This window comes from Arcticibacter tournemirensis, from assembly GCF_006716645.1.
In the GTDB taxonomy this organism is placed as follows: domain Bacteria; phylum Bacteroidota; class Bacteroidia; order Sphingobacteriales; family Sphingobacteriaceae; genus Arcticibacter; species Arcticibacter tournemirensis.
Genome location: NZ_VFPL01000001.1, coordinates 1,044,461 through 1,066,619 on the forward strand (window position 1 = coordinate 1,044,461; position 22,159 = coordinate 1,066,619).

The following is a 22,159-nucleotide window of genomic DNA, read 5'->3' on the forward strand; positions in this document are numbered from 1 at the left end:
AAAAAACATATAGCCCTTTAGTAGGAGCGATTACTGAAATAAATCATTTTAAGCCATCGATTAACATTAAAAACATGAATATAAAACGTACGCTTTTCTTACTTATAGTACTCCTGGGAACTGGCATTGCTGCGCGGGCACAAAAAGGGATATCCAAAGAAGTACAATATCTCTCGGGAACGGACAACCGAAACACCGTTACCTGGGACTTCTGGTGTACCGGGGGAAGAAAAAGCGGAAGCTGGGCTACTATCCAGGTACCCTCACATTGGGAACAACAGGGCTTTGGCGCTTATAATTATGGCCGGGACTATGTGACTTATGGAAAGAATTTCCGCTTTGCTGATGAAAAGGGTATTTATAAATATGGATTTTCCGTACCTCGAAGCTGGGAGGAAAAGGATGTTTATATCGTATTTGAAGGGTCAATGACCGACACAGAGGTTAAGATTAATGGCAAGCTTGCAGGGCCCGTACACCAGGGGTCTTTCTACCAGTTTAAATACAATATCAACGACAAGCTCAAATTCGGCGGCGTGAATCAGCTTGAGGTGCTGGTTAGTAAGATGTCTGCTGATGCTTCTGTGAATAATGCGGAACGACTGGCGGATTACTGGATATTTGGGGGGATCTTCCGGCCGGTGTATCTCGAAGCCCTGCCTAAGGAACATATCGGCTGGACTGCCATCGACGCTAAAGCCGATGGCTCGTTTAATATGAACGTATACCTTAAGAATGTTGCAGCGGGTAGGGAAATCATAGCGGAGATTGTTGATTCAAAGGGAAATATAGCCGGGACAGCAAAGGCTATGACTCGCGGAAACGATTCCCTCGTTAATTTGAAAACTAAAATAAAGAACCCGCTTTTATGGACCGCCGAAACGCCGAACCTTTACAAGGCGGTAATCTATATAAAAGAATCCGGCAATCCGGTGTATCAGACTTCAGAGATATTCGGATTCAGAACAATTGAAGTTAGACGGCAGGATGGCATCTACGTGAACGGGACAAAAATAAAAATGAAAGGAGTTAACCGTCATGTTTGGTGGCCTGAAACCGGGAGAGCAGTAAACTCTGAGATAGATCTCAATGATGTGAAACTGATGAAGGAAATGAATATGAATGCCGTTCGGTGTTCGCATTACCCGCCCGACAAGAGCTTTCTCAATATCTGTGACTCACTGGGCCTTTATGTGCTTGATGAGCTTGCCGGATGGCAAAAGGCGTACGGTACAAAAGCCGGAGCTCCGCTGGTAAGAGAAATGGTGATCCGGGATGTCAATCATCCTTCAATCATTTTCTGGAGCAACGGGAATGAAGGGGGACATAATTTCGACCTCGACGACGATTATGGACTTTATGATCTTTCTAGAAGGCCCGTTATTCATGCCCACCATAAGCCGGGGAATGCCTTTAGGGGGATAGATTGTAATCATTACGAAGATTATTACAGCAGCCGAAGTATACTGGCTGATACGAATATTTATATGCCTACCGAATTCCTGCACTCCCAGGATGACGGTGGCGGAGGCGCCTCGCTGGCTGATTTCTGGGAACTTCATTGGAATTCGAAAAAAGGCGCTGGTGGCTTTATCTGGGCATTGGTGGATGAGGGGATTGTTCGTACCGACCTGAATGGGATGATTGATGTGAATGGTGTAAATGCACCGGACGGGCTGGTAGGACCGCATCGCCAGAAGGAGGGAAGTGTAAACGCTATCCGCGAGATTTATTCGCCGGTAAAGATCACTATGAAAGAGTTGCCTGCAAACTTCAAAGGCGAGATCATACTAGAGAACCGCTATCATTTTACGAACCTAAACCAATGCACATTCAAATGGGAACTCGTAAATTTTAAAAAACCTGCTGACTTCTATACTGATTATACTGTTTTAAAGGAAGGAGATGCTAAAGCGCCTTCAGTAGCTCCTGTTGGAAAAGGTGTTTTAAAGTTAAACCTTCCTTCCAACTGGAGAGAGTTTGATGGCCTTACCCTGGCAGCTTATGATCCGTTTAAAAATCAGGTCTATAAATGGACATGGAAGGTTAAAAGCAATGTAACTTTGCTGGATAGTCTGGTGCTCACTAAAAGCACTGATCCGGTAAACGTTACAGAAACTGATAGCACTGTTACGCTTAAGGCAAGCGGCATTGCAGTAACTTTCAGTAAAAAGACGGGTCGATTAGCGGGTTTGGCGAACGACTACAGCGCCAGGTTGTCGTTTTCAAACGGGCCGGTACTCGTAAGTGGTAATGCGGTATTCACCGGGTTAAAGCATTATAAAGAGAACGATGCTTATGTTGTGGAGGCTTCCTATAGCGGCGACATGAAATCAGTACGATGGAAAATGTATGGCAGTGGGTGGCTTGAGATGGCTTATGAATACAGCCTGGAAGGAACTTACCCTTTCGCCGGCGTAAGCTTCAGCTATCCTGAAAACTATATTTTGGGTGCTAAGTGGCTGGGAAAAGGACCTTACAGAGTGTGGAAGAACCGGCCGCAGGGAGTAACCTATAACGTATGGCAGAACCGAAATAATAATAGCCAAACTGGCAGCGCTCCCTGGGCTTACCCGGAGTTTAAAGGATATTATGCAGATATCACCTGGATGGAGATAAACACTGTGGAAGGCAAATTTACAGTGGCCAGTAAAGATAAAGACTTGTTTGTAAGACTATTCGATTTTTACGCATTGTCTGGTCCAAAACCGCACCCCTCACTCCCGGCGGGCGATATTTCTTTCCTGGATGCGATTCCTCCCATTGGAACTAAATTAGCGCTAAACATCAGCGCCAACACATCAAGGCTTGGCCCTGAAAGCGAAATGAACAAGCTAAGTGGCATAACAAAAAGAACCCTTTATTTCTATTTCGGACTGCCGAAACATTCGATGGAGAATAAACAGTTTGTTATGCCAAAGGAAAATATATTGACAGATTAAACGGCTAACGACCTACACCCTCTGAGGTCATCTGTATCCGTTTGATGGTTCCGTCTTTATTGTAGAAAAGTTTATCAATACATACAGAACGGCGGTAGCTGCCGCCTTCTGTATTAATGCCGCCGTTGTGGTAAACGAAATACCAGTTATTCTTAAATTGAACGATGGCTTGATGATTCGTATTTGAATTGCCCGCGATCTCGTTAAGGATACCTTTATACTCCCAGGGCCCCGCTATATTTCTGCTCATTGAATAAGCTATCTTTTCCGGAAATCCTACCGCGTACGAAAGGTAATACCAGCCCTTGTATTTATGGATCCACGGCGCTTCCGTGAAATGGGGCAGGTTAGTTACAGGAATGATTGGACCATCCGTTTCAATCATATTTTCTTTGAGTTTGACGTAATAGCACTGCGTGTTACCCCAGAAAAGATAAGCCTGGCCCTTATCATCGATAATTACCGTAGGGTCGATATCGTCCCAGCTGATCTTTGTAAACTGGGTGGTCATGTTGTTGGTAATGAGCGCTGAGCCGCGTGCATCCTTGAAAGGACCGGTAGGGCTGTCTGAAACCGCTACTCCAATCGATTTCCCATGTATGTCTTTATGCTCAGCAGCAACGTACCAGTAGAATTTCCCATTGCGTTCAATTACCTGCGATGCCCAGGCATCCCCCTTCGCCCATGTAAAAGCGGAAGTATTCAGTGGTATCGGATGTTCAGTCCAATGTACCAGGTCCTCCGTCGAAAATACCAGCCATTCCTTCATCACATATCGGTTTTCGCGCGGCGGACACTCGTCGTGTCCAGTGTATAGATAGAACTTGTCCTTATAAACAAGTACGGCTGGATCAGCTGTATATTTATGCGTGATAACCGGATTTCCGTTGGATGTGAAAGTCGTATCGCCGTTTGCTTGTTCAGCGTGAACAGTAATAGCTGTCAAAATAAAGAGGAAAGAGAAAATGATGGAAAGCTGCTTCATGTTGTCTGAATATAATCGGTTTTTGAGAGTTAAATGTCAGTTAAACATTTATATTCTCTCGCCTAAAAATAGATAGTTTTATTATAAAATGCAATAACCAAAGACTTTAGCGGGCCAGCACGTCAGTATAGTACGGGATGGTAAATTGATCTTTCTGCATTAATTTTAGAACGAGGTGAAATTCTTTAAAGAACCTCCTGCTTAATAACCAATTATAATCAATCTCATGGGAATATTTTTGAAGTACATCAGAGTCATTCTTTTGATCTCTCTTCTGCTTGTAAATAAAGCGATATATGCTCTTCATTATACTGATACGATATCAATAACAGGGGTATGGAGTTTTCAGGCTGATCCATTGGATGCTGGTGTTTCGCAGCGCTGGTTCGAAAAGCAGTTAAAGGAAGATATAACACTTCCTGGTTCTATGGCAGAAAACGATAAGGGGGATGAGATAACGTTGAATACAAAGTGGACCGGCAGTATATACGATAGCTCTTTCTACTTCAATCCCCGGCTCGCAAAATACAGGGAACCAGGCAACATTAAGATCCCCTTCTGGCTCACTCCCCGTAAGCATTATGTGGGCGCCGCATGGTATCAGAAGGAAGTTGATATCCCTGCCGGATGGAAGGGGAAGCATGTTGTATTATATCTGGAAAGGGCACATATCGAAACGCGTGTGTGGGTTGATGGCAGGGAAGCAGGCATGCGAAATAGTCTGGTTTCTCCCCATGAATACAATCTGTTGAAGTTATTAACACCGGGAAAGCATAAGATTACTATCCGCGTGGATAACCGGATTAAAGAAATTAACGTCGGGCCCGACTCGCACAGCATCACTGATCATACACAGGGGAACTGGAATGGCATCATTGGGAAGATGTTCCTGAGATGCGGTTCTAAAGTTAGTATTCGTAATATTCAGGTTTTTCCTGATATAGCGAACCGGATTGCCAGGGTAAAGATAAGCCTTGACAATGCGGATAATGCAGGGTTCAGGGGGATTATTTCTGTTTCGGCCCGCAGCTTTAACTCACCCTTTGTCAATGAGGTCAGTCCTGTAAAAAGTATGTACGAACTTAAAGGTACGAAGTCTGAAGAGCTTGAAGTCGTTCTCCCTATTGGTGATAAGATGCAGTTATGGGATGAGTTTAATCCCTCTCTGTACCGGCTTACTGTCAGACTTGAGGGAAGGAAGGAGATTATTGACTCAAAAGAGATTCAGTTTGGAATGCGCGAATTTAAAACGGAAGGGAATAAGTTTCTGATCAACGGCAGGCCCGTTTTTCTAAGGGGAACAGTGAATAACTGTGAGTTCCCTTTAACCGGTTTTCCTTCGATGGATGTGCCTTCATGGGAGAGAATTTTCAATGTTGCAAAAGCACATGGACTCAATCACATGAGGTTTCACTCGTGGTGCCCTCCAGAAGCAGCGTTTATAGCGGCCGACAAAGTTGGATTTTATCTTCAACCTGAAGGGCCAAGCTGGCCTAATCATGGTTCTGCTATCGGGCTGGGGCGCCCCATCGACCAGTATCTTTATGACGAGACAAACAGGATGACAAACTATTATGGAAATTACGCCTCCTTTTGTATGCTCTCTGCAGGGAATGAACCGGCAGGAAAACAGGTAGAATATCTTAATGCCTTTATTGATTACTGGAAGAAAAAAGACAGCAGGCGGGTGTATACAGGGATGTCTGTCGGGGGCAGCTGGCCGGTGGTGCCGGATGCGGAATATCAGGTACGCGGGGGGGTACGGGGTCTTACCTGGGATAAGAGGCCTGAAACTGTTTCCGATTTCAGCGAAGGTTTAAATAAGTTTAAGGTTCCTTTTGTTGCGCATGAAATGGGGCAGTGGTGTGTATTTCCTGATTTCAAAGAAATAGAACAGTATACCGGTGTTTACAGAGCGAAAAATTTTGAGCTTTTCCGGCAGGACTTAACAGACCGGGGCATGGCTGACCAGGCTGATGACTTTCTAAGGGCGTCAGGTAAGCTCCAGGTTTTATGTTATAAAAATGAAATAGAGAAGACCCTTCGTACACCGGGATACGCCGGCTTTCAGCTATTGGGATTACAGGACTTTCCGGGACAGGGAACGGCTTTGGTGGGAGTATTGAATGCTTTCTGGCGTGAAAAAGAGTATATTTCATCAAAAGAGTTTTCACGATTTTGCAACTCTGCCGTACCCCTTGCCAGGATCCCGAAGTTTGTATATACCTCAGATGAAACTTTTGAAGCAGGGATTGAGGTTTTTCATTCAGGCGCCCGGCCTTTGGAAAATGCACTATTAAAATGGAGAATTAAAGGCACCGGCGGAACCATTCTTGCATCTGGTACCTTATCGCCATTAACCAGCGGAAATGCGAACGGTATTCCGGCTGGTAAGATAAGCTTTCCCTTGTCAGAGATCACCAAAGCATCAAAGTTAAACCTGGAAGTATCGATTGAGAATACGGACTTCGTAAACGACTGGAATTTCTGGGTGTATCCCGCAACACAGGAGCCTTTTAAAAATGAGGTATACTACACCACTTCGCTGGACGCGAAGGCAAAGAATGTTCTCGACAAAGGAGGAAAGGTTTTTCTGAATGCGGCAGGAAAAGTGGTGAAAGGAAAAGAAGTATCGATGCATTTTGTTCCTGTTTTCTGGAATACTTCTTGGTTTAAGATGAGGCCCCCTCATATAACGGGAATGCTTATACAATCCGGGAGCGCTGCATTCGCCGATTTTCCTACCGATTTTCACTCCGATCTGCAATGGTGGGAAATTGCCAACCGTTCGCAGGTCATGATCCTCGAAGACTTTCCTCCCGGTTTTAGACCATTGGTGCAGCCAATTGATACATGGTTTTTGAATCGCCGCTTAGGACTGATCTTTGAAGCCAGGGTAGGAAAGGGAATGCTGATTGTTTCGAGCGCCGATCTCGGTCCTGAAAGCAAAAGAGATCAGCCTGCGTCCAGACAATTGTTCACAAGCTTGATCCGTTATATGTCGTCCGGCCAATTTAACCCGACTGCAGAAGTCGATTTTGACACAGTAAGGGATATATTTGAAACTCCGTCAAAAGAACGGTACGGTACATATACTAAAGATAGCCCTGACGAGCTGAAACCCGTACTTCATCAAAAGAAGTAACAGCAGCCTGCACCTTTCTGAAGAACTTGATCACTCTGTTTCCCGAACCGCGTGAGGCTATCCCCGGTGCAGCTTACCGCTCGCTCCGCTGCTGCTCAGGTTTTTATCGAAGGAGCACAAGACACGATAAAGGATGGTCGCTAAGTGGTGGCTTTCGTGTCCGAACCCTTTCTGATGCGGGTGCGAAGCGGGTACCCCCGTTCTCATAGGGCGGTTGCTCTGTAAAAAAGACATGACATAACTCTAAGTTGAAAGCAATTTGTATATTTATGCCTTTCTATTAACCGTTTATGAGAGTTCCTAGACTATTTGCTGTTTTAAATTTCCTTGCAATTTTATCATTATCAAGCCTCGCTGCTGCCCAGACTTCCGCAGCTAATAAGCTTTCGAAGAAAACGTATAAAAATCCTCTTAAAGTAGCCTTGGGCGATCCCTATGTGCTGCATGATAAGGGAACCTATTACATGTACGGTACAGGTGGTGGCGCAAAAGATGGTTTTCTGGCCTATTCGTCCAAAGATCTCGTTAACTGGAAAAACGAGGGTCAGGTATACTTTGGGAATACGAATAATTCATGGAGTACAGACGCTTTCTGGGCACCGGAGGTATATCAGGTGAAAGGTAAGTATTATATGTTCTTCAGTGCTCAATGGAGGCATAATCCAACAAACGAGGAAGAGAATTTTCGCATTGGGGTTGCTGTGGCTGATAAGCCTACCGGTCCTTTTAAGGACCTTAGTGATCGTCCTGTTTTCGATCCCGGATATCCGATAATTGATGCCAATGTGTTTTTTGATAAAGATGGAAAAGTTTATTTGTACTATTCCCGTTGCTGTTATAAACACGCCGTGGAAAGCGAAGTAGCGGATTGGGCGCGTAAAAAGGGATGGTATAATAAAATCGAGGAAAGCTGGATATATGGTGTAGAGCTTAAACCTGACTTTAGCGGTGTAATTGGAAAGCCTGTCATGATTTTACGTCCTCCTGTGAGTATGAAGGATAAGCAGGCCGAATGGGAAAGCCGTTCGGTTACATCCAAAGAGGTAAACCGCCGGTGGACAGAAGGGTCCACAACCTTTAGACGCGGTAATACTTATTATATGATGTATTCTGCCAACCATTTTGGCGGGGAGCACTATGCCGTTGGATACGCTACTTCAAAAAGTCCGCTTGGCCCGTATACTAAGGCATCAAACAATCCGGTACTTCAAAAGAATACAGAAAAAGGTGGCGACGTAACCGGAACAGGCCATAATAGTATAACGTATTCTCCCAATGGCAAAGAAATGTTCTGCGTTTACCATGGTCGCACTACCTCCACAGGAAAAGAAAGGGTAGTTTTTATAGATCGCATGGATATTCTTAAAGACGGCAGACTGGTGGTGAACGGCCCAACTACGTCTGCTCAGCCGGTACCATATTAGAGTATCAAGACACTAGTATCAAGTATCAAGACGAGAATCATAATTTAGTATCAAGTATCTGGTATGAAGTATCGAGATAAGAATATAGAGCACTAACCTTAATGCGTATATCTTGATACTTGATACTTGCATCTTGATACTTGAGTTATATCCCGATACTTGATACTTGTGTCTTGATACTAACCTATTTCAGCACCACATTCCCAAAATACTTGCTGAAAATGCTCAATGCTGTTTGCTTTATCTCCTCTGATGGAGAGGGTGTATCTTTTAGTGGATACTTCATATTTAGGAGTTCCCACTTATGAAGGCCTAATTGATGGAACGGGATAATTTCCACCCTTTCCACAGTTTTATAATCTGTAAAACGCTGGCCCCATTCTTCGAGGTATTGCTCCTGATCCGTCCATCCCGGTACCAGAACGTAGCGCAGCCACATCCGTTTTCCGGAAGATTCTCTATAGGCAGCGAGATCTAAAGTATTCTTGTTTGTTAAACCCGTAAGCTTGTGATGAATATCGTCATTGATATGCTTTACATCAAGCAGCACCAGGTCTGTATGTTCCAGCAACTCATGAACCTGTGCATTGTTCAGCCTTCCGTTGGTGTCGAGGCAGGTGTTGATACCTTCCTCATGCAGCAACTTAAAAAACTTAAGCAACTTACTGCGTTGAAGCAGAGGCTCTCCTCCCGATACTGTTACCCCACCTTCTTTTCCAAAATAGGTTTTCTGACGGATAGCTCGGTTCACCAGCTCTTTAATCTCTACCATTGTTCCCCCTCTGACATCCAGTGTATCGGGGTTTTGACAATAAAGACATCTGAACTGACAACCCTGTACAAATATCACCATCCGTATGCCCGGCCCGTCGTGCGTACCAAATGTCTCAAGAGAGTGGATCCGTAAATGATCCGGATCATCTATATTCAGTTTTGCTGCTTCTATATCCTGTAATGGAAAATACATATCTCGAATTTAATCGTGTAAATATCGGTGTAATCCATCGATAATAACAAAAGCCAGGCCGTTTTACAGAACCTGGCTTTCTATCTATGAAAAATGAAATAAATGGACTTGTTATTACATACTTTCGTGGAAAGTACGGGCAATTACCTCCAATTGGTGAGCGCGCGAAAGGCGTACAAAGTTTACAGCGTAACCTGAAACGCGGATCGTTAACTGTGGATAATTTTCTGGATGGTTGTAAGCATCCATCAGTGTTTCCCTGTTAAGAACGTTCACATTCAAGTGATGTGCCATATGCTTGAAGTATCCTTCCATGGTGTTCACCAGGTTGTTGATCTGCTCTTCCCTTGTATCTCCCAGTGATTTCGGGATCATAGAGAAGGTGTTTGAAATTCCGTCCTGAGCATCATTATAATTAAGTTTTGCTACAGAATTCAATGACGCAATAGCACCGCTGCAGTCGCGTCCGTGCATTGGATTTGCACCAGGAGCAAATGACTCACCTCCCTTACGTCCGTCAGGAGTTGCACCTGTATTGCTTCCATACATCACATTAGAGGTAATGGTAAGCAATGAAAGAGTAGGAGTAGAGTTTTTGTATGTCTGGTGTTTACGTAATTCATTAATAAAGAAATGAGTTACTTCCTGTGCAATGCTGTCGGCACGATCGTCGTCATTACCGTACTGAGGGAAGTTTCCTTCAATTTTGAAGTCAACAGTCAGTCCTTTTTCATTACGAACCGGAGTTACTTTGGCATACTTAATAGCAGATAAAGAGTCTGCGATAATAGATATACCGGCAGCGCCGTAAGCTATATCAATCCGGGGATCGGAATCAATCAGAGCCATTTGAGCTCTTTCGTAATAGTATTTATCATGCATGTAGTGAATGATAAACATTGCTTTAGCATATACCCTTGCCAGCTCACTTAAAGTGCGTTTGAACAGGTCGAATACCATGTCATAATCAAGAGTACCGTCAGGCAGCTGAGGAATGTTCTTAATTACTTCAACGCCGTCATGTTCTTCGCGGCCTCCGTTTAATGCAATTAATAATGCTTTAGGCAGGTTGGCTCTTGCACCGAAATGCTGAATAGCCTTTCCTATTTCCTGGTAAGATACACAGCAGGCAATTCCATAGTCGTCAGAACCACGGTTCGGACGCATAAGGTCATCGTTCTCGTATTGAATAGAGGAAGTATCAATAGAAACCTGAGCACAGAATTTCTTAAAGCCTTCAGGTAGTTTGTCAGACCAAAGTACTGTCAGGTTTGGTTCCGGAGAAGCTCCTAAGTTATAAAGCGTCTGAAGGAAACGGAAAGATGTTTTAGTTACTTTCGTACGACCGTCATGCAGGATACCACCAATTGATTCGGTAACCCATGTAGGATCGCCACCAAAGATCTCATCGTAAGAGGCAGGGCGTAAATGGCGTACAGTACGTAATTTCATTACGAAATGGTCGATCATCTCCTGAGCTTCTTCTTCAGTGATCACTCCGGCTGCAAGGTCTCTTTCAATATAGATATCAAGGAATGAAGATACATTTCCTAATGACATAGCAGCACCGTCTTGCTCTTTAACAGCAGCAAGGTAGGCGAAATATACCCACTGTACAGCTTCAAGAGCGTTAGCAGCAGGACGGCTGATATCGAAACCATATTCGGCAGCCATAACGATCATGTCCTTTAAGGCGCCAATCTGTGTATTGATCTCTTCGCGAAGACGAACTTTATGTTCAGTCATTTCACCGCTAACTTTCGCGAGATCTGCTTTTTTAAATTTGATCAGCTGATCTACACCATAAAGGGCCAGACGACGGAAGTCACCGATGATACGGCCACGTGCGTAGTTATCAGGAAGGCCTGTTAATACGTGTTTTGAACGGAATGCCCTGATCTCAGGATCGTAAGCGTTAAATACGCCTTCGTTGTGGTTTTTTGCGTAAGTGAAAATATCCTTTACTCGGTCAGATACCTCTAATCCACGCTCTTTAACTGCAGATTCAACCAGCTTAATACCACCAAAAGGTTTCATTGCCCTTTTGAGGAATTGATCTGTTTGAATACCTACAATAACTTCATCTTCTTTTTTTATATACCCCGGCTTGAAAGCCGTCATGGTAGAAATTGTTTCAGTGTCTATCGCAAGGCACCCATTGTTAGCTCTTTCCTTTAAAAGTTCTGCTTTGCAGGCATCCCACAATCTTGTGGTCTTTGCTGAAGGGCCGGCTAGAAAGGAAGAATCTCCGGTATAAGGCTTGATGTTTTTTACAACAAAGTCATACACATTGATTGTTGTATTCCATTCTCCTGATTCGAACGGAACTGCTGTGACATCTGTTTTCATGTTAAATTGAATTTTATATTAATTCTTTTGATAATGCAAAGTTAGAGAATGTTTAAACGTATAAATGTGACCTTCATCATTAATTGGTGTGATTTGGACGTTTATACCTAATTGGCTTATTTGTTGAGCTTTTTTAAACAAAATTTGTATTTTCTTTTGATAATGGCATTTCTCTGACAATTGTTAAGCTATTCACTTAACAATTGTCGTTGCATTCTCCGTATTTACCATCTTGCTCTTCAAGAAGAATGCCATTACAGCTGTTATAGCAAGTATACCAGAAAATAACCAGAATATAGAGGTATAGTCGCTGCTGAGGGTAATTAACCATGGACCTACGAAAGCCGCTGCAGACCAGGCAATGAGCACATAGCCTAAAACGGAACCTAATTTCTCAGAACCATAAATGTCTTTAATAAAGGCAGGTATGGTAGCAAAGGCGCCTCCATAGCAGCTGATTACTATAAATACAGCTACCTGGAACAATAAGGGGTTCGTGGTCTGCGTCAGAGTAATAAAACAGATCGTTCCGATAATATAGAAACACATAAAGGTGCTCCATCGCCCGATCTTATCCGATATGCTCGACCATATTAAACGTCCAAGGCCGTTAAACAGGCCAATGATCCCAACAAAAATGATAGAGGCGGCTTCTGTTATATGAATAACATCTTTAGCCATAGGAGCAGCTACAGCAATCAGAGCGATACCGCAGGTGGTATTAAAGAACAGCATAAACCACAATCCATAGAAGCGAACGTCTTTCAAAAGTTCAGAAGCCGAAATGTGAGCTCCTCCGCTATGGTAATCTACCACTCCGGTAGGTACTGAAGGAACGGCGAGATAAAGAGACGCAAGTACCATCAGTATAGAATAGGCTAAGGCCAAAGTATAAAAGGTGTTTGATACTCCCAGGGCTCCTGTAAGCGGAGAGATTATCTGCGAAGCAAGAATAGATCCCGCGGCAAACGACATGATCACCAATCCTGATGCAAATCCCGGTTTGTCGGGAAACCATTGAACCACTACAGAAACAGGAGTGATATAGCCGAAACCAAGACCAATGCCGCTCACAACCCCATAGAAGAGATAGAAGACGGGTAAAGAACCGATTGAGTTGGCAAAGCCGGCGCCTGCCAGTCCGATGCCAAAAAACAGGGCTCCTAACAGTCCGGCCTTTTTGGGCCCCACGCTGTGCACAAACTTACCCATAAATGCTGCTGTCAGGCCTAAAAAGCAAATAGCGAGGCTGAACGCGAATTTCAGCTGATGAGCATCCCATCCATTTAATAATTCGATCGGTTTAATCCACACACTATAAGCATAAATGGAGCCGATGGATAATTGAAGAGTCATTCCGGCTAATGCCATTAGCCATTTATTTTTGGAAGCCATAAAGGATTTATTCTAATTGCGGCAAAAGTATGAACCGCTTCTCACTAAAAAATTGACCGTCGTCATATGTGTAACAAATCATTTAATTAACCTATCGGGCCTGTATCCGCTTCATACAGGATGCTACAGGTTGCAGAAAAGGAAATAAGACCGTAAAATCGTACTATGGCTTGAGGACAGATAAATGTCTTCAATAATGCCAATGCCAATTATTACTTATATTTCTTTTAACCAAATTATTAGGTGTTTTTTGTACACTTCATATCTGAAAAATTTCAAATGATAACAACCATGAGATTCTGCATTAAGATAGGTCTGGTAACAGCAGCTGTTGTCTTTTCATCCTTCATGCTTATTAAACCAGCGAACAAACCGACACTTTTTATAATAGGAGACTCTACCGTTAAGAACGGTAAGGGAAACGGCGATAACCAGCAGTGGGGCTGGGGAAGTTTGTTAGCCGCTCACTTCGACACCACAAAGATCCATATTGAAAATCGTGCTCTTGGCGGTACTAGTACTCGTACTTTCCGAACGAAAGGGCTTTGGGACGCAGTTTTGAAACAATTGAAGCCGGGAGACTTTGTGCTGATGCAGTTTGGACATAACGACGGCAGTCCGCTGGATGACACAGCCCGGGCCCGGGGGACAATTAAAGGAACGGGTAACGAAAGTCGCGAGATATATAATCCGATTACAAAAAAGCAGGAGGTTGTGCATACATATGGATGGTATCTGTCTAAATTTATAGAAGAAGCCAGAGATAAAGGAGCTGTGGCTATCGTATGTTCTCCTGTACCGCGCAATAACTGGAAAAACGGAAAAACAAGCAGGGCTGAAGACTATGCTAAATGGGCGAAGGAAACAGCTCATTCAGCCGGCGCTTATTTTATCGATCTGGGTAAATCCATTGCAGATAAATACGATGAACTGGGTGAACCAAAAGTAAGCTCATTTTTTCCGGCTGATCATACCCATACCAACAAGGAGGGTGCAATCATAAATGCTGCTTGTGTTGTCGATGGTATACGGGCAATTAAAGAGCTCCCACTGAACCAATACTTAGTTAATTCAAAGGATTAACCAAATTTAACGATATATGAATAAGCCTTTCTTTTTCCAGATCTGTTTCTTTTTGCTTACGCTCACGTTTTCCCTGCCTTCGCCGGGGCAGCAGCTTCCAAAGAAAAAGCAAGTACTAAAGCAAATGCGGCTCGCAAATCAATACTTCATGGATAAGTGGCCCGATGCCGGGAAGGTAATAGTGACCAACAAGGCCCGTCCCAGTAATATCTGGACCCGTGCCGTTTACTACGAAGGCCTGATGGCCCTTTACGCGATGGATAAAAAGAAAGCGTATTATAACTATGCAGTACAATGGGGTGATAAACATAACTGGGGCTTAGCCAATGGTGTCGCTACACGCAATGCCGATAATCATTGTGCGGGGCAGACCTATATCGATCTGTACCTGATTGATAAAAAGCCTGCGCGGATCAGGGATATTAAAGAGAGTATCGACCTCATGGTCAAAAGCGATAAGAAAGACGACTGGTGGTGGATTGATGCATTACAGATGGCGATGCCGGTGTTTACCCGACTCGGAGTACTTTATCAGGATACCTCTTACTTCCGTAAGATGTATGATCTGTACAGCTATACCAAACATACTCACGGAGGGAACGGCCTGTATAATCCGGAAGATAAACTTTGGTGGAGAGATAAGGATTTTGTTCCGCCATATAAGGAACCTAATGGAGAGGATTGCTACTGGTCGAGAGGGAACGGGTGGGTTGTGGCTGCTTTGGTTCGCACCCTTCAAATGCTTCCTCATTCCGACCCGCATTATGCCGAATACCTTCAGGATTATAAGGACATGATGCAGGCCGTGTTGCCTTTACAGCGTTCTGATGGCTTCTGGAACGTAAGCTTACACGATCCTTCTCATTTTGGAGGTAAAGAAACATCAGGCACATCGCTCTTCGTTTATGGGATGGCATGGGGAATGAACCAGGGTGTATTAGACCGCTCTGTTTATCTGTCTCCTGCGGTAAAGGCGTGGAATGCCCTGGCGGCAGAATCTGTTCATGAAAATGGTGCGTTGGGCTATGTACAAGGTACAGGCAAAGAGCCAAAAGACGGGCAACCGGTAAGTTATACACATATGCCCGACTTCGAGGATTATGGTCTGGGATGCTTCCTTCTTGCGGGCACTGAAGTATATAAATTAAAAAAATAATCTTTAACATCCATGCCCAAACAAAGACACCTCATCCTACTGCTTCTCTCAATGGTTCCTGTATTCGTAAAAGCACAGCAGGCAGGCAATTATTCTTCCGGTTTCAAAAAGCAGGGAAATGAATACTTTTTTTCCACGCAGAATGCCGACGTGAAGCTGGAGTTTTGTACTCCGGGAATGTTTCGTACAAGGGTTACCTGGAACAGGGGGTTCGAACGCGAAGAGGGGCTCATGGTGTCAAACTATCGCTGGACGGCAGTGGATATTTCCTCCTCCGAGACAGCAGATCGGTTTTCAATACAAAGCACGAAGTTAAATGTAATCGTATATAAAGCGCCGTTCAGGATAGATGTATATTCTAAAGATGGTAAGTTGCTCTGCTCTGAAGTTGCCGGTGCCGAGAAAAGAGGGGATACCGTGTCCTGCACAAAGACGCTGACTCCCGACGAGCATTTTTTTGGTTTCGGCGAACGGATGGATTTTATAGATCAGAGAAACAAGAAAGTCTCCCTCAATGTAGGCAGGGGCAAAGGACGTCCGCATATCATAGGCGCCTATAATATCCTTGAGGCAAATTATTCGCCTGTACCCTTCTTCATGAGTACGAAGGGCTATGGTATTTTTCTGCATAATTCTTTTGCTACCGAGTGGGATATGGGCGCGACCATGGATGCCCAGTACAGTTTTAAAGCAGCCGGAGGGGAACTGGACTATTATTTCATGTATGGTCCTGATTTTTCATCCATTCTTTCTGATTACACGGCTTTGACTGGGAGAAGTCCGTTATTGCCGCAATTTGCCCTGGGGCTTCACACCGGGACTTACAGCGGAGGAACATGGGGCCACGAAAAAGAAACTTCTGATAATTACGTGGTGCAGCTGGCAAGGAAGTTCAGGGAGCTGGGTATTCCGGTCGATCTGCTCTGGCTCGACTCAACCTGGCGTATTTTTGGCAAGAATGGAGGGAACGGAGCCACTTCCTTCGAGTGGCGGGAGACCTTTAAGGATCCGAAAGGAATGTTCGACAGCATCTACGCGATGAATTACAAAATGGTGGGCTTACATCTCAGGCCGCGCTTCGATAACGGGATTAAGCTTAATCTGCTCGACCAGGCCCGTGAGAAGGGATTTGTATATCCTGAACCAAATAATAAAGGCGAGTTTGTGAATTTCTTTGATCAGAAGTCTGTCGACTGGTGGTGGGAGAACGGCGTCATGAGGGTTGCTTCTCTGGGGGCTAAGTTTTTAAAGACCGACGAAGGGAGTGCTTTTGGGGGACTTGCTAACGAAAGCGACAAGACGGGGCCTACCGACAGAACAGCGCAGAAACTGCACAATGTATTTCCCATAGCGTACGCGAAAGCACCCTATGAAAAGTTCCAGCAGCTTAACGGAATCAGGGGTTTGAATCAAACGCGCGAAGGATATGCCGGCATTCAGCGTTACCCCTTTATTTTTGCCGGCGACTGGCCCAGCCAGTGGCAATATTTTGCGCCGGTGATCAAAGCTGGATTGAATATTGGACTGTCGGGCGTGGGATACTGGGCACACTGTATGGGCGGCTTTGAACAGCCTGCCGATCCTGAACTCTACATCCGCTGGGTACAGTTCGGCATGTTCAGTCCCATTGCGCTTGTATTTGGAATGGATCATCCTGGCTATAAGGAACCCTGGAACTATGGAGAACAGGCGCTTGCCAATTTTAAGAAGTATGATCTGCTGCGTTACAGGCTGATCCCCTATATTTATAGTAATGCTCACCAAATGTACTTAACGGGTATGCCTTTAATGCAATCGCTTGTTTTGAACTATCAGAATGATCCGAATGTATATGATATAGGCGACCAGTATATGTTCGGCAGCAACCTGATGGTTTGTCCTGTTACTACTAAAGGCGCTCAAACCCGTACCGTGTATTTGCCGGAGGGAACCTGGTACGACTACTGGACAGGGAAAAAGTATGAAGGAAAGAAATATGTGCATGTAGTAACTCCGCTCGATACGATACCTGTATTTGCAAAAGCAGGGGCGATAATTCCCATGCAGCCCGAAATGAAATACACCGGAGAGAAACCGGTGGATAAAATTACGCTTGATATTTTTCCCGGGGCTAATTCTTCTTTCAGACTGTATGAAGATGACGGACTTAGTCTTGATTATCAGAAGGGCAAATATGCGAGTACAGAAATCAGGACTGTCAGACAGGCAAAATCATTGAAACTAATTATCAGTCAGCCTGTAGGATCTTACAGACCTTCTATCCATACCTATCTTGCAAAGATCCGCCTCGAAGAGGCGAATAAGCCCTCTGCTGTAACCGAAAACGGAGAAACGCTTCGCGGGGGTTGGCGTTATGACGATAAGGAGCATGTTCTTTATGTAGAAAGTACTTTAAATAACAACAGTAATATTGAGTTTAATATCATTTTTTAACCAGTATACTATGTCAAAGATCGCTTTTAAAATGAAGCTGAATGCGGGCTTTAAAGAGGAGTATAAACAACGGCACAGTGAGATATGGCCTGAATTAAGGGATTTGCTGAAAAGAAAGGGTATTAGTGACTATACCATTTTCCTCGATGAGGAGACTAATATCCTGTTTGCGGTTCAGAAACAGGAAGGGGCAACATCCTCCCAGGACTTGTCTGATGATACTGTTGTTAAGAAATGGTGGGCCTATATGGCCGATATAATGGAAACGAACCCTGATAATTCACCTGTAAGCATACCACTTACAGAGGTTTTTCATATGGACTAAGCAAATGGAAGATTCAAAGAAACGCCACGTCGTACTAATGATATTGTTGCTCCAGGGCTTCTTTATATTAAATAATGAAGCCCGCTGCCAGTCGTCGGTATGGCCGCAAGTAAAAAAAGAGATGCACCCCTGGATTCGGTGGTGGTGGATGGCCAACGCTGTTAATGAAAATGATATAGCAACGTCATTGAACACCTATAACCAGGCAGGTATCGGAGGCGTCGAGATTGCACCGATCTACGGAGTGAAAGGTTATGAAAAACACTATATCCCCTACTTGTCTCCTCAATGGATGAACATGCTGGGTTATACTGTCAAAACCGCTTCAGGCCTTAACATGGGTGTCGACCTCACAAATGGTACTGGCTGGCCCTTTGGCGGTCCTCAGATCACGCCGCCATATGCGGCATCTAAACTGATTGTACAAACGTACCAGCTCGCTAAAGGCCAGGCCCTGTCAGAAAAGATCACGGTAAAGGCGCCGAATCAGGAATCTGCAACTTTTCAGTTCCTCACGGCCTATAGCGATAAAGGCGAGGTTTTGCAACTGGGTGATAAAGTAAGTGCAGATGGCACTTTAAACTGGTCGCCAAAATCGGGAACATGGGATTTATATGCTTGCTTCAACGGAAAGACCTGGCAGATGGTAAAACGATCTTCTCCGGGGGGCGAAGGATATTCCCTGAATCATTTCTCTAAAGAGGCGCTTACCAGATACCTCAGTCGTTTCGATCAGGCATTCAGTAACAATCCACCGGGAGTGAGGGCTTTTTATAACGACAGCTATGAAGTGTACGGCGCTGACTGGTCAGAAGACTTCCTCAGCTTGTTTCACGATAGAAGAGGGTATGACCTCCGGCCTTTCATCAGGGAGCTCGTGAGTAAAGACTCTTCTGAGCGTCAGGCAAGGTTGAAATCTGATTACAGGGAAACCATGTCGGAGATGCTTCTTGAAAACTTCACGCAGCCCTGGACAGCCTGGGCACACAAATATAAAGGGATAACCCGTAACCAGGCGCATGGATCACCGGGTAACCTGCTCGATCTCTACGCCGCGGTCGATATCCCCGAATGCGAAACTTTTGGCTCCAGTTATTTCCCTATCCCCCGACTGCGCCGCGACAGTGCAGATATCCGTAATGTAGATCCCGATCCTGTAATGCTGAAATTTGCGTCATCAGCGGCGCATGTCGCCGGTCATAACCTGGCTTCCTGCGAAACATTTACCTGGCTTACCGAACATTTCAAGACCTCTCTTTCGCAGTGTAAGTCCGAGGTAGAACAGGTATTCCTGTCGGGAATCAACCACGTGTTTTTTCATGGCACCACGTATACCCCAAAGGACGCCGCATGGCCGGGCTGGCTTTTTTATGCGTCGGTCGACTTTACTCCGCACAATAGCTTCTGGAATCACCTGCCGGGATTAACTTCCTATATAACCAGGGTGCAGTCGGTATTGCAAACAGGTAAGCCCGATAATGAAATTTTGATTTACTGGCCCGTATACGACGCCTGGAATAATCCAAAAGGAATGGATTTGCCGCTGAAAGTTCACAATATAGACGACTGGCTGCATCCTACGCCTTTTTATAAAAATGTTGTACAGCTGCAGAGAGCCGGGTATTGCCTCGATTTTGTATCCGATAATTTACTGAAGAATGCTTCGTCCGCGGATGGAATGGTGCTCACTTCTGCAACCGGGGCGCCATACAAGGTCCTGGTGATTCCCAAAGCACACATAATGCCGGTATCTACATTGAAAAAAGTCTTTCAGCTCGCGCAAGACGGGGCCTCGGTCATCTTACAAGGGCTCCCTTCCGACGTACCCGGACTGGGCAATCGCGACGAAAGAACCGCACAACTTAAAGATCTGTTAAAAAGCCTCTCCTTTTCTGATGCCGGGAAGGGGGTGAGCATACAAAAAGCCGGCAAGGGCAGGATCATTCTTTCAGATGATGTGCAGCAGGCCCTGGAATATGCAGGTCTGCACCGCGAGAGGCTAACAGATGAAGGCCTCGGCTTTATCCGTCGCCAGGACGGCTCCGATAAGTACTATTACATCGTTAACCACACCTCTAAAACCGTGAACGGAGAGATACCGCTCAATGTTAAAGCAGGCGCTGTATTAATTCTGGATCCTCAGACCGGCGCTTCCGGCGCTGCTGTGTTTTCAAACAAAGAGAATGCAACAAACGTGAAGGTGCAGATGCAGCCTGGAGAAGCCCTGATCATAAAAGCCTTACCGGCTACTACGGGAAATGTTAAAGCATGGCAATATCTTAATGAGGCATTGAATCCTATAGAAGTAAAGGGAAAATGGGATGTTCATTTTACGGATGGAGGCCCCTCGCTTCCCGCCGGCAGGAAGCTGAAACAACCGGAAGCATGGACTTCCTTCCCGGATAGCGCAGCAGCGTTTTTTTCAGGACGGGCAGAATACAGTGTTACATTCAATATGCCAGAGGTACCTGCTGCCTCAGAATTTATACTTGACCTGGGTAAAGTGTACGAAAGCGCGCGGATATGGGTGAATGGCAACGATGCCGGCATCCTCTGGAGTATTCCTTTCAGGCTTCGGATTGGAAAGTATTTAAAGCCGGGCAAAAACTCCATTAAGATAGAGGTTGCCAACTTAATGGCAAACCGGATCCGTTATCTCGATAGAAAAGGGGTAGAGTGGAAGAAGTTTAAGGACATTAACATAGTCGATATTAACTACAAACCCCTGGATGCATCAAACTGGAAAGTACAGCCTTCAGGATTGGAGGGACCGGTGAAAATTATACCCTATAACGAATGACAAAGGTGCTTTATTCTGTAATTTTCGCGCCTCTTTTCTCGGAATTTTATACATTAGTACTGTCCACTGCAAAAGATATCCAATGAAACTGACCAGGTTTTTTGACCATATACATATTGATGAGTATTCTGCAACTCCTAAATATCTGCAGCTCACCAATTCTATTTTAATTGCGATTGAGGCAGGAAAGATCCACAAAAATGACATGCTTCCCTCCATTAACGAATTGAGTTACGAACTGGAAATCTCAAGAGATACAGCGGAGAAGGGTTATAAATACCTAAAAAATATTGGAGTTCTCGGTTCGGTTCCGGGTAAGGGCTATTTTATTACAAGTACCGACTTCCGGCAGACGCTTCGTATCTGCCTTTTTTTCAACAAACTCAGCTCGCATAAGAAGATCATTTATGACGCTTTTGTCACAACGCTGGGAGAGCAGGTTCCTGTAGATTTTTATGTGTATAACAGCGATTATATGCTGTTTAAGAAAATGCTCAGCAATAAGATGGAGGGTTACTCTCATTACGTAATTATTCCCCACTTTATTGAAGGAGAAGAGAAGGCATACGAGATTATTAACGCAATACCTAAAGAAAAGCTGATCATCCTGGATAAGGTGATACCGGGGCTATCAGGCGAATATGCTGCCGTATACGAGAACTTCGAAAGAGATATTTATAATGCACTCGAACAGGCAAAAGATTTATTGAGCAAGTATCAGACGATTAAACTCATTTTTCCTGAAAATAGTTACTATCCGAAAGAAATCAAAAAGGGATATCTGAAGTTTTGCCGTCAGTACGCTTTTAACCATCACTTTGTGAGCGATATTCTTACAGAACCTATAGAGCAGGGTGAAGTATATATCAACTTAATGGAAAGCGATCTGGTCACTCTCATTGAACGCCTCATTCATCAAAATCTGAAAGTTGGAAAGGATGTGGGCGTTATTTCATATAATGAAACACCATTAAAAAAAATCATCCTGGATGGCATTACCACGATATCAACAGATTTTAATGAGATGGGTGCTATTGCTGCTAAAATGATCCTGGAGAATTCAAATAAACATGTCAAGGTACCGTTTTACCTGAATGTCAGGGCATCACTATAGACAACAGCAGATCACGGTATCTTTCGTTTCATCAAAGCAAA

At 44.4% G+C, this 22,159-nt stretch carries 14 protein-coding genes; 9 read left to right on the forward strand and 5 right to left on the reverse strand.

The features are described from left to right. Positions 1-74: 74 nt before the first annotated feature. On the forward strand, positions 75-2,942 hold the full coding sequence (locus tag BDE36_RS04390) for a glycoside hydrolase family 2 protein (protein WP_141813878.1): 2,868 nt from the start codon (positions 75-77) through the stop codon (positions 2,940-2,942). A gap of 4 nt (positions 2,943-2,946) precedes the next feature. On the opposite strand, the gene BDE36_RS04395 is transcribed toward BDE36_RS04390, so the two are convergent. After that, positions 2,947-3,927 carry a glycoside hydrolase family 43 protein gene (locus tag BDE36_RS04395; RefSeq protein ID WP_141813879.1) on the reverse strand — a complete coding sequence of 327 codons (981 nt, stop codon included), beginning with the start codon at positions 3,925-3,927 and terminating at the stop codon, positions 2,947-2,949. Positions 3,928-4,153: 226 nt separating this feature from the next. On the opposite strand from BDE36_RS04395, the gene BDE36_RS04400 reads away from it, so the two are divergent. Beyond that, entirely contained in the window at positions 4,154-7,072 is a 2,919-nt protein-coding gene (locus BDE36_RS04400) for an exo-beta-1,4-galactosidase (protein WP_141813880.1), read from the forward strand. 57 nt (positions 7,073-7,129) lie between these two features. On the opposite strand, the gene BDE36_RS23545 is transcribed toward BDE36_RS04400, so the two are convergent. Then, complete coding sequence (locus BDE36_RS23545; RefSeq protein WP_211360908.1) at positions 7,130-7,279, reverse strand: hypothetical protein; 150 nt, start codon at positions 7,277-7,279, stop codon at positions 7,130-7,132. An 83-nt stretch (positions 7,280-7,362) separates the two neighbouring features. Here BDE36_RS23545 and BDE36_RS04405 point away from each other — a divergent pair, with 83 nt between their 5' ends. Beyond that, a complete protein-coding gene (locus tag BDE36_RS04405; protein ID WP_141813881.1) occupies positions 7,363-8,496 on the forward strand; it encodes a glycoside hydrolase family 43 protein in 1,134 nt (377 codons plus the stop codon). Between the two features lie 184 nt (positions 8,497-8,680). On the opposite strand, the gene pflA is transcribed toward BDE36_RS04405, so the two are convergent. The 3 genes from pflA to BDE36_RS04420 form a co-directional block, all read right to left on the reverse strand. Beyond that, positions 8,681-9,463, reverse strand: a complete 783-nt coding sequence (gene pflA, locus BDE36_RS04410) for a pyruvate formate-lyase-activating protein (RefSeq protein ID WP_141813882.1) — start codon at positions 9,461-9,463, stop codon at positions 8,681-8,683. A 114-nt stretch (positions 9,464-9,577) separates the two neighbouring features. Beyond that, positions 9,578-11,812 (reverse strand): formate C-acetyltransferase, encoded by a 2,235-nt coding sequence (pflB, locus tag BDE36_RS04415; RefSeq protein ID WP_141813883.1) that lies wholly within the window; start codon positions 11,810-11,812, stop codon positions 9,578-9,580. 192 nt (positions 11,813-12,004) lie between these two features. Further along, positions 12,005-13,207, reverse strand: a complete 1,203-nt coding sequence (locus tag BDE36_RS04420; protein ID WP_141813884.1) for an L-lactate MFS transporter — start codon at positions 13,205-13,207, stop codon at positions 12,005-12,007. A gap of 291 nt (positions 13,208-13,498) precedes the next feature. Between BDE36_RS04420 and BDE36_RS04425 the strand changes: the two genes are divergently transcribed. The 6 genes from BDE36_RS04425 (at position 13,499) to BDE36_RS04450 (ending at position 22,118) form a co-directional block, all read left to right on the forward strand. Next, positions 13,499-14,290, forward strand: coding sequence for a rhamnogalacturonan acetylesterase (locus BDE36_RS04425; protein WP_141813885.1), 792 nt, complete (start codon positions 13,499-13,501; stop codon positions 14,288-14,290). A gap of 16 nt (positions 14,291-14,306) precedes the next feature. Continuing rightward, positions 14,307-15,446, forward strand: a complete 1,140-nt coding sequence (locus BDE36_RS04430; protein WP_141813886.1) for a glycoside hydrolase family 88/105 protein — start codon at positions 14,307-14,309, stop codon at positions 15,444-15,446. Positions 15,447-15,458: 12 nt separating this feature from the next. Next, positions 15,459-17,879, forward strand: a complete 2,421-nt coding sequence (locus BDE36_RS04435) for a glycoside hydrolase family 31 protein (RefSeq protein ID WP_202618080.1) — start codon at positions 15,459-15,461, stop codon at positions 17,877-17,879. Between the two features lie 10 nt (positions 17,880-17,889). After that, positions 17,890-18,204, forward strand: a complete 315-nt coding sequence (gene rhaM / locus BDE36_RS04440; protein WP_141813887.1) for an L-rhamnose mutarotase — start codon at positions 17,890-17,892, stop codon at positions 18,202-18,204. A 4-nt stretch (positions 18,205-18,208) separates the two neighbouring features. Further along, positions 18,209-21,004 carry a glycosyl hydrolase gene (locus BDE36_RS04445; RefSeq protein ID WP_235904172.1) on the forward strand — a complete coding sequence of 932 codons (2,796 nt, stop codon included), beginning with the start codon at positions 18,209-18,211 and terminating at the stop codon, positions 21,002-21,004. An 82-nt stretch (positions 21,005-21,086) separates the two neighbouring features. Then, positions 21,087-22,118, forward strand: a complete 1,032-nt coding sequence (locus BDE36_RS04450; protein ID WP_141813888.1) for a substrate-binding domain-containing protein — start codon at positions 21,087-21,089, stop codon at positions 22,116-22,118. Positions 22,119-22,159 lie beyond the last annotated feature (41 nt).

What these genes read in the sequence shown, in the direction of transcription:
- BDE36_RS04390 (WP_141813878.1), top strand. Translation starts at nt 75, where the DNA reads ATGAATATAAAACGTACGCTTTTCTTACTTATAGTACTCCTGGGAACT.
- BDE36_RS04395 (WP_141813879.1), bottom strand. Translation starts at nt 3,927, where the DNA reads ATGAAGCAGCTTTCCATCATTTTCTCTTTCCTCTTTATTTTGACAGCT.
- BDE36_RS04400 (WP_141813880.1), top strand. Translation starts at nt 4,154, where the DNA reads ATGGGAATATTTTTGAAGTACATCAGAGTCATTCTTTTGATCTCTCTT.
- BDE36_RS23545 (WP_211360908.1), bottom strand. Translation starts at nt 7,279, where the DNA reads ATGAGAACGGGGGTACCCGCTTCGCACCCGCATCAGAAAGGGTTCGGA.
- BDE36_RS04405 (WP_141813881.1), top strand. Translation starts at nt 7,363, where the DNA reads ATGAGAGTTCCTAGACTATTTGCTGTTTTAAATTTCCTTGCAATTTTA.
- pflA (WP_141813882.1), bottom strand. Translation starts at nt 9,463, where the DNA reads ATGTATTTTCCATTACAGGATATAGAAGCAGCAAAACTGAATATAGAT.
- pflB (WP_141813883.1), bottom strand. Translation starts at nt 11,812, where the DNA reads ATGAAAACAGATGTCACAGCAGTTCCGTTCGAATCAGGAGAATGGAAT.
- BDE36_RS04420 (WP_141813884.1), bottom strand. Translation starts at nt 13,207, where the DNA reads ATGGCTTCCAAAAATAAATGGCTAATGGCATTAGCCGGAATGACTCTT.
- BDE36_RS04425 (WP_141813885.1), top strand. Translation starts at nt 13,499, where the DNA reads ATGAGATTCTGCATTAAGATAGGTCTGGTAACAGCAGCTGTTGTCTTT.
- BDE36_RS04430 (WP_141813886.1), top strand. Translation starts at nt 14,307, where the DNA reads ATGAATAAGCCTTTCTTTTTCCAGATCTGTTTCTTTTTGCTTACGCTC.
- BDE36_RS04435 (WP_202618080.1), top strand. Translation starts at nt 15,459, where the DNA reads ATGCCCAAACAAAGACACCTCATCCTACTGCTTCTCTCAATGGTTCCT.
- rhaM (WP_141813887.1), top strand. Translation starts at nt 17,890, where the DNA reads ATGTCAAAGATCGCTTTTAAAATGAAGCTGAATGCGGGCTTTAAAGAG.
- BDE36_RS04445 (WP_235904172.1), top strand. Translation starts at nt 18,209, where the DNA reads ATGGAAGATTCAAAGAAACGCCACGTCGTACTAATGATATTGTTGCTC.
- BDE36_RS04450 (WP_141813888.1), top strand. Translation starts at nt 21,087, where the DNA reads ATGAAACTGACCAGGTTTTTTGACCATATACATATTGATGAGTATTCT.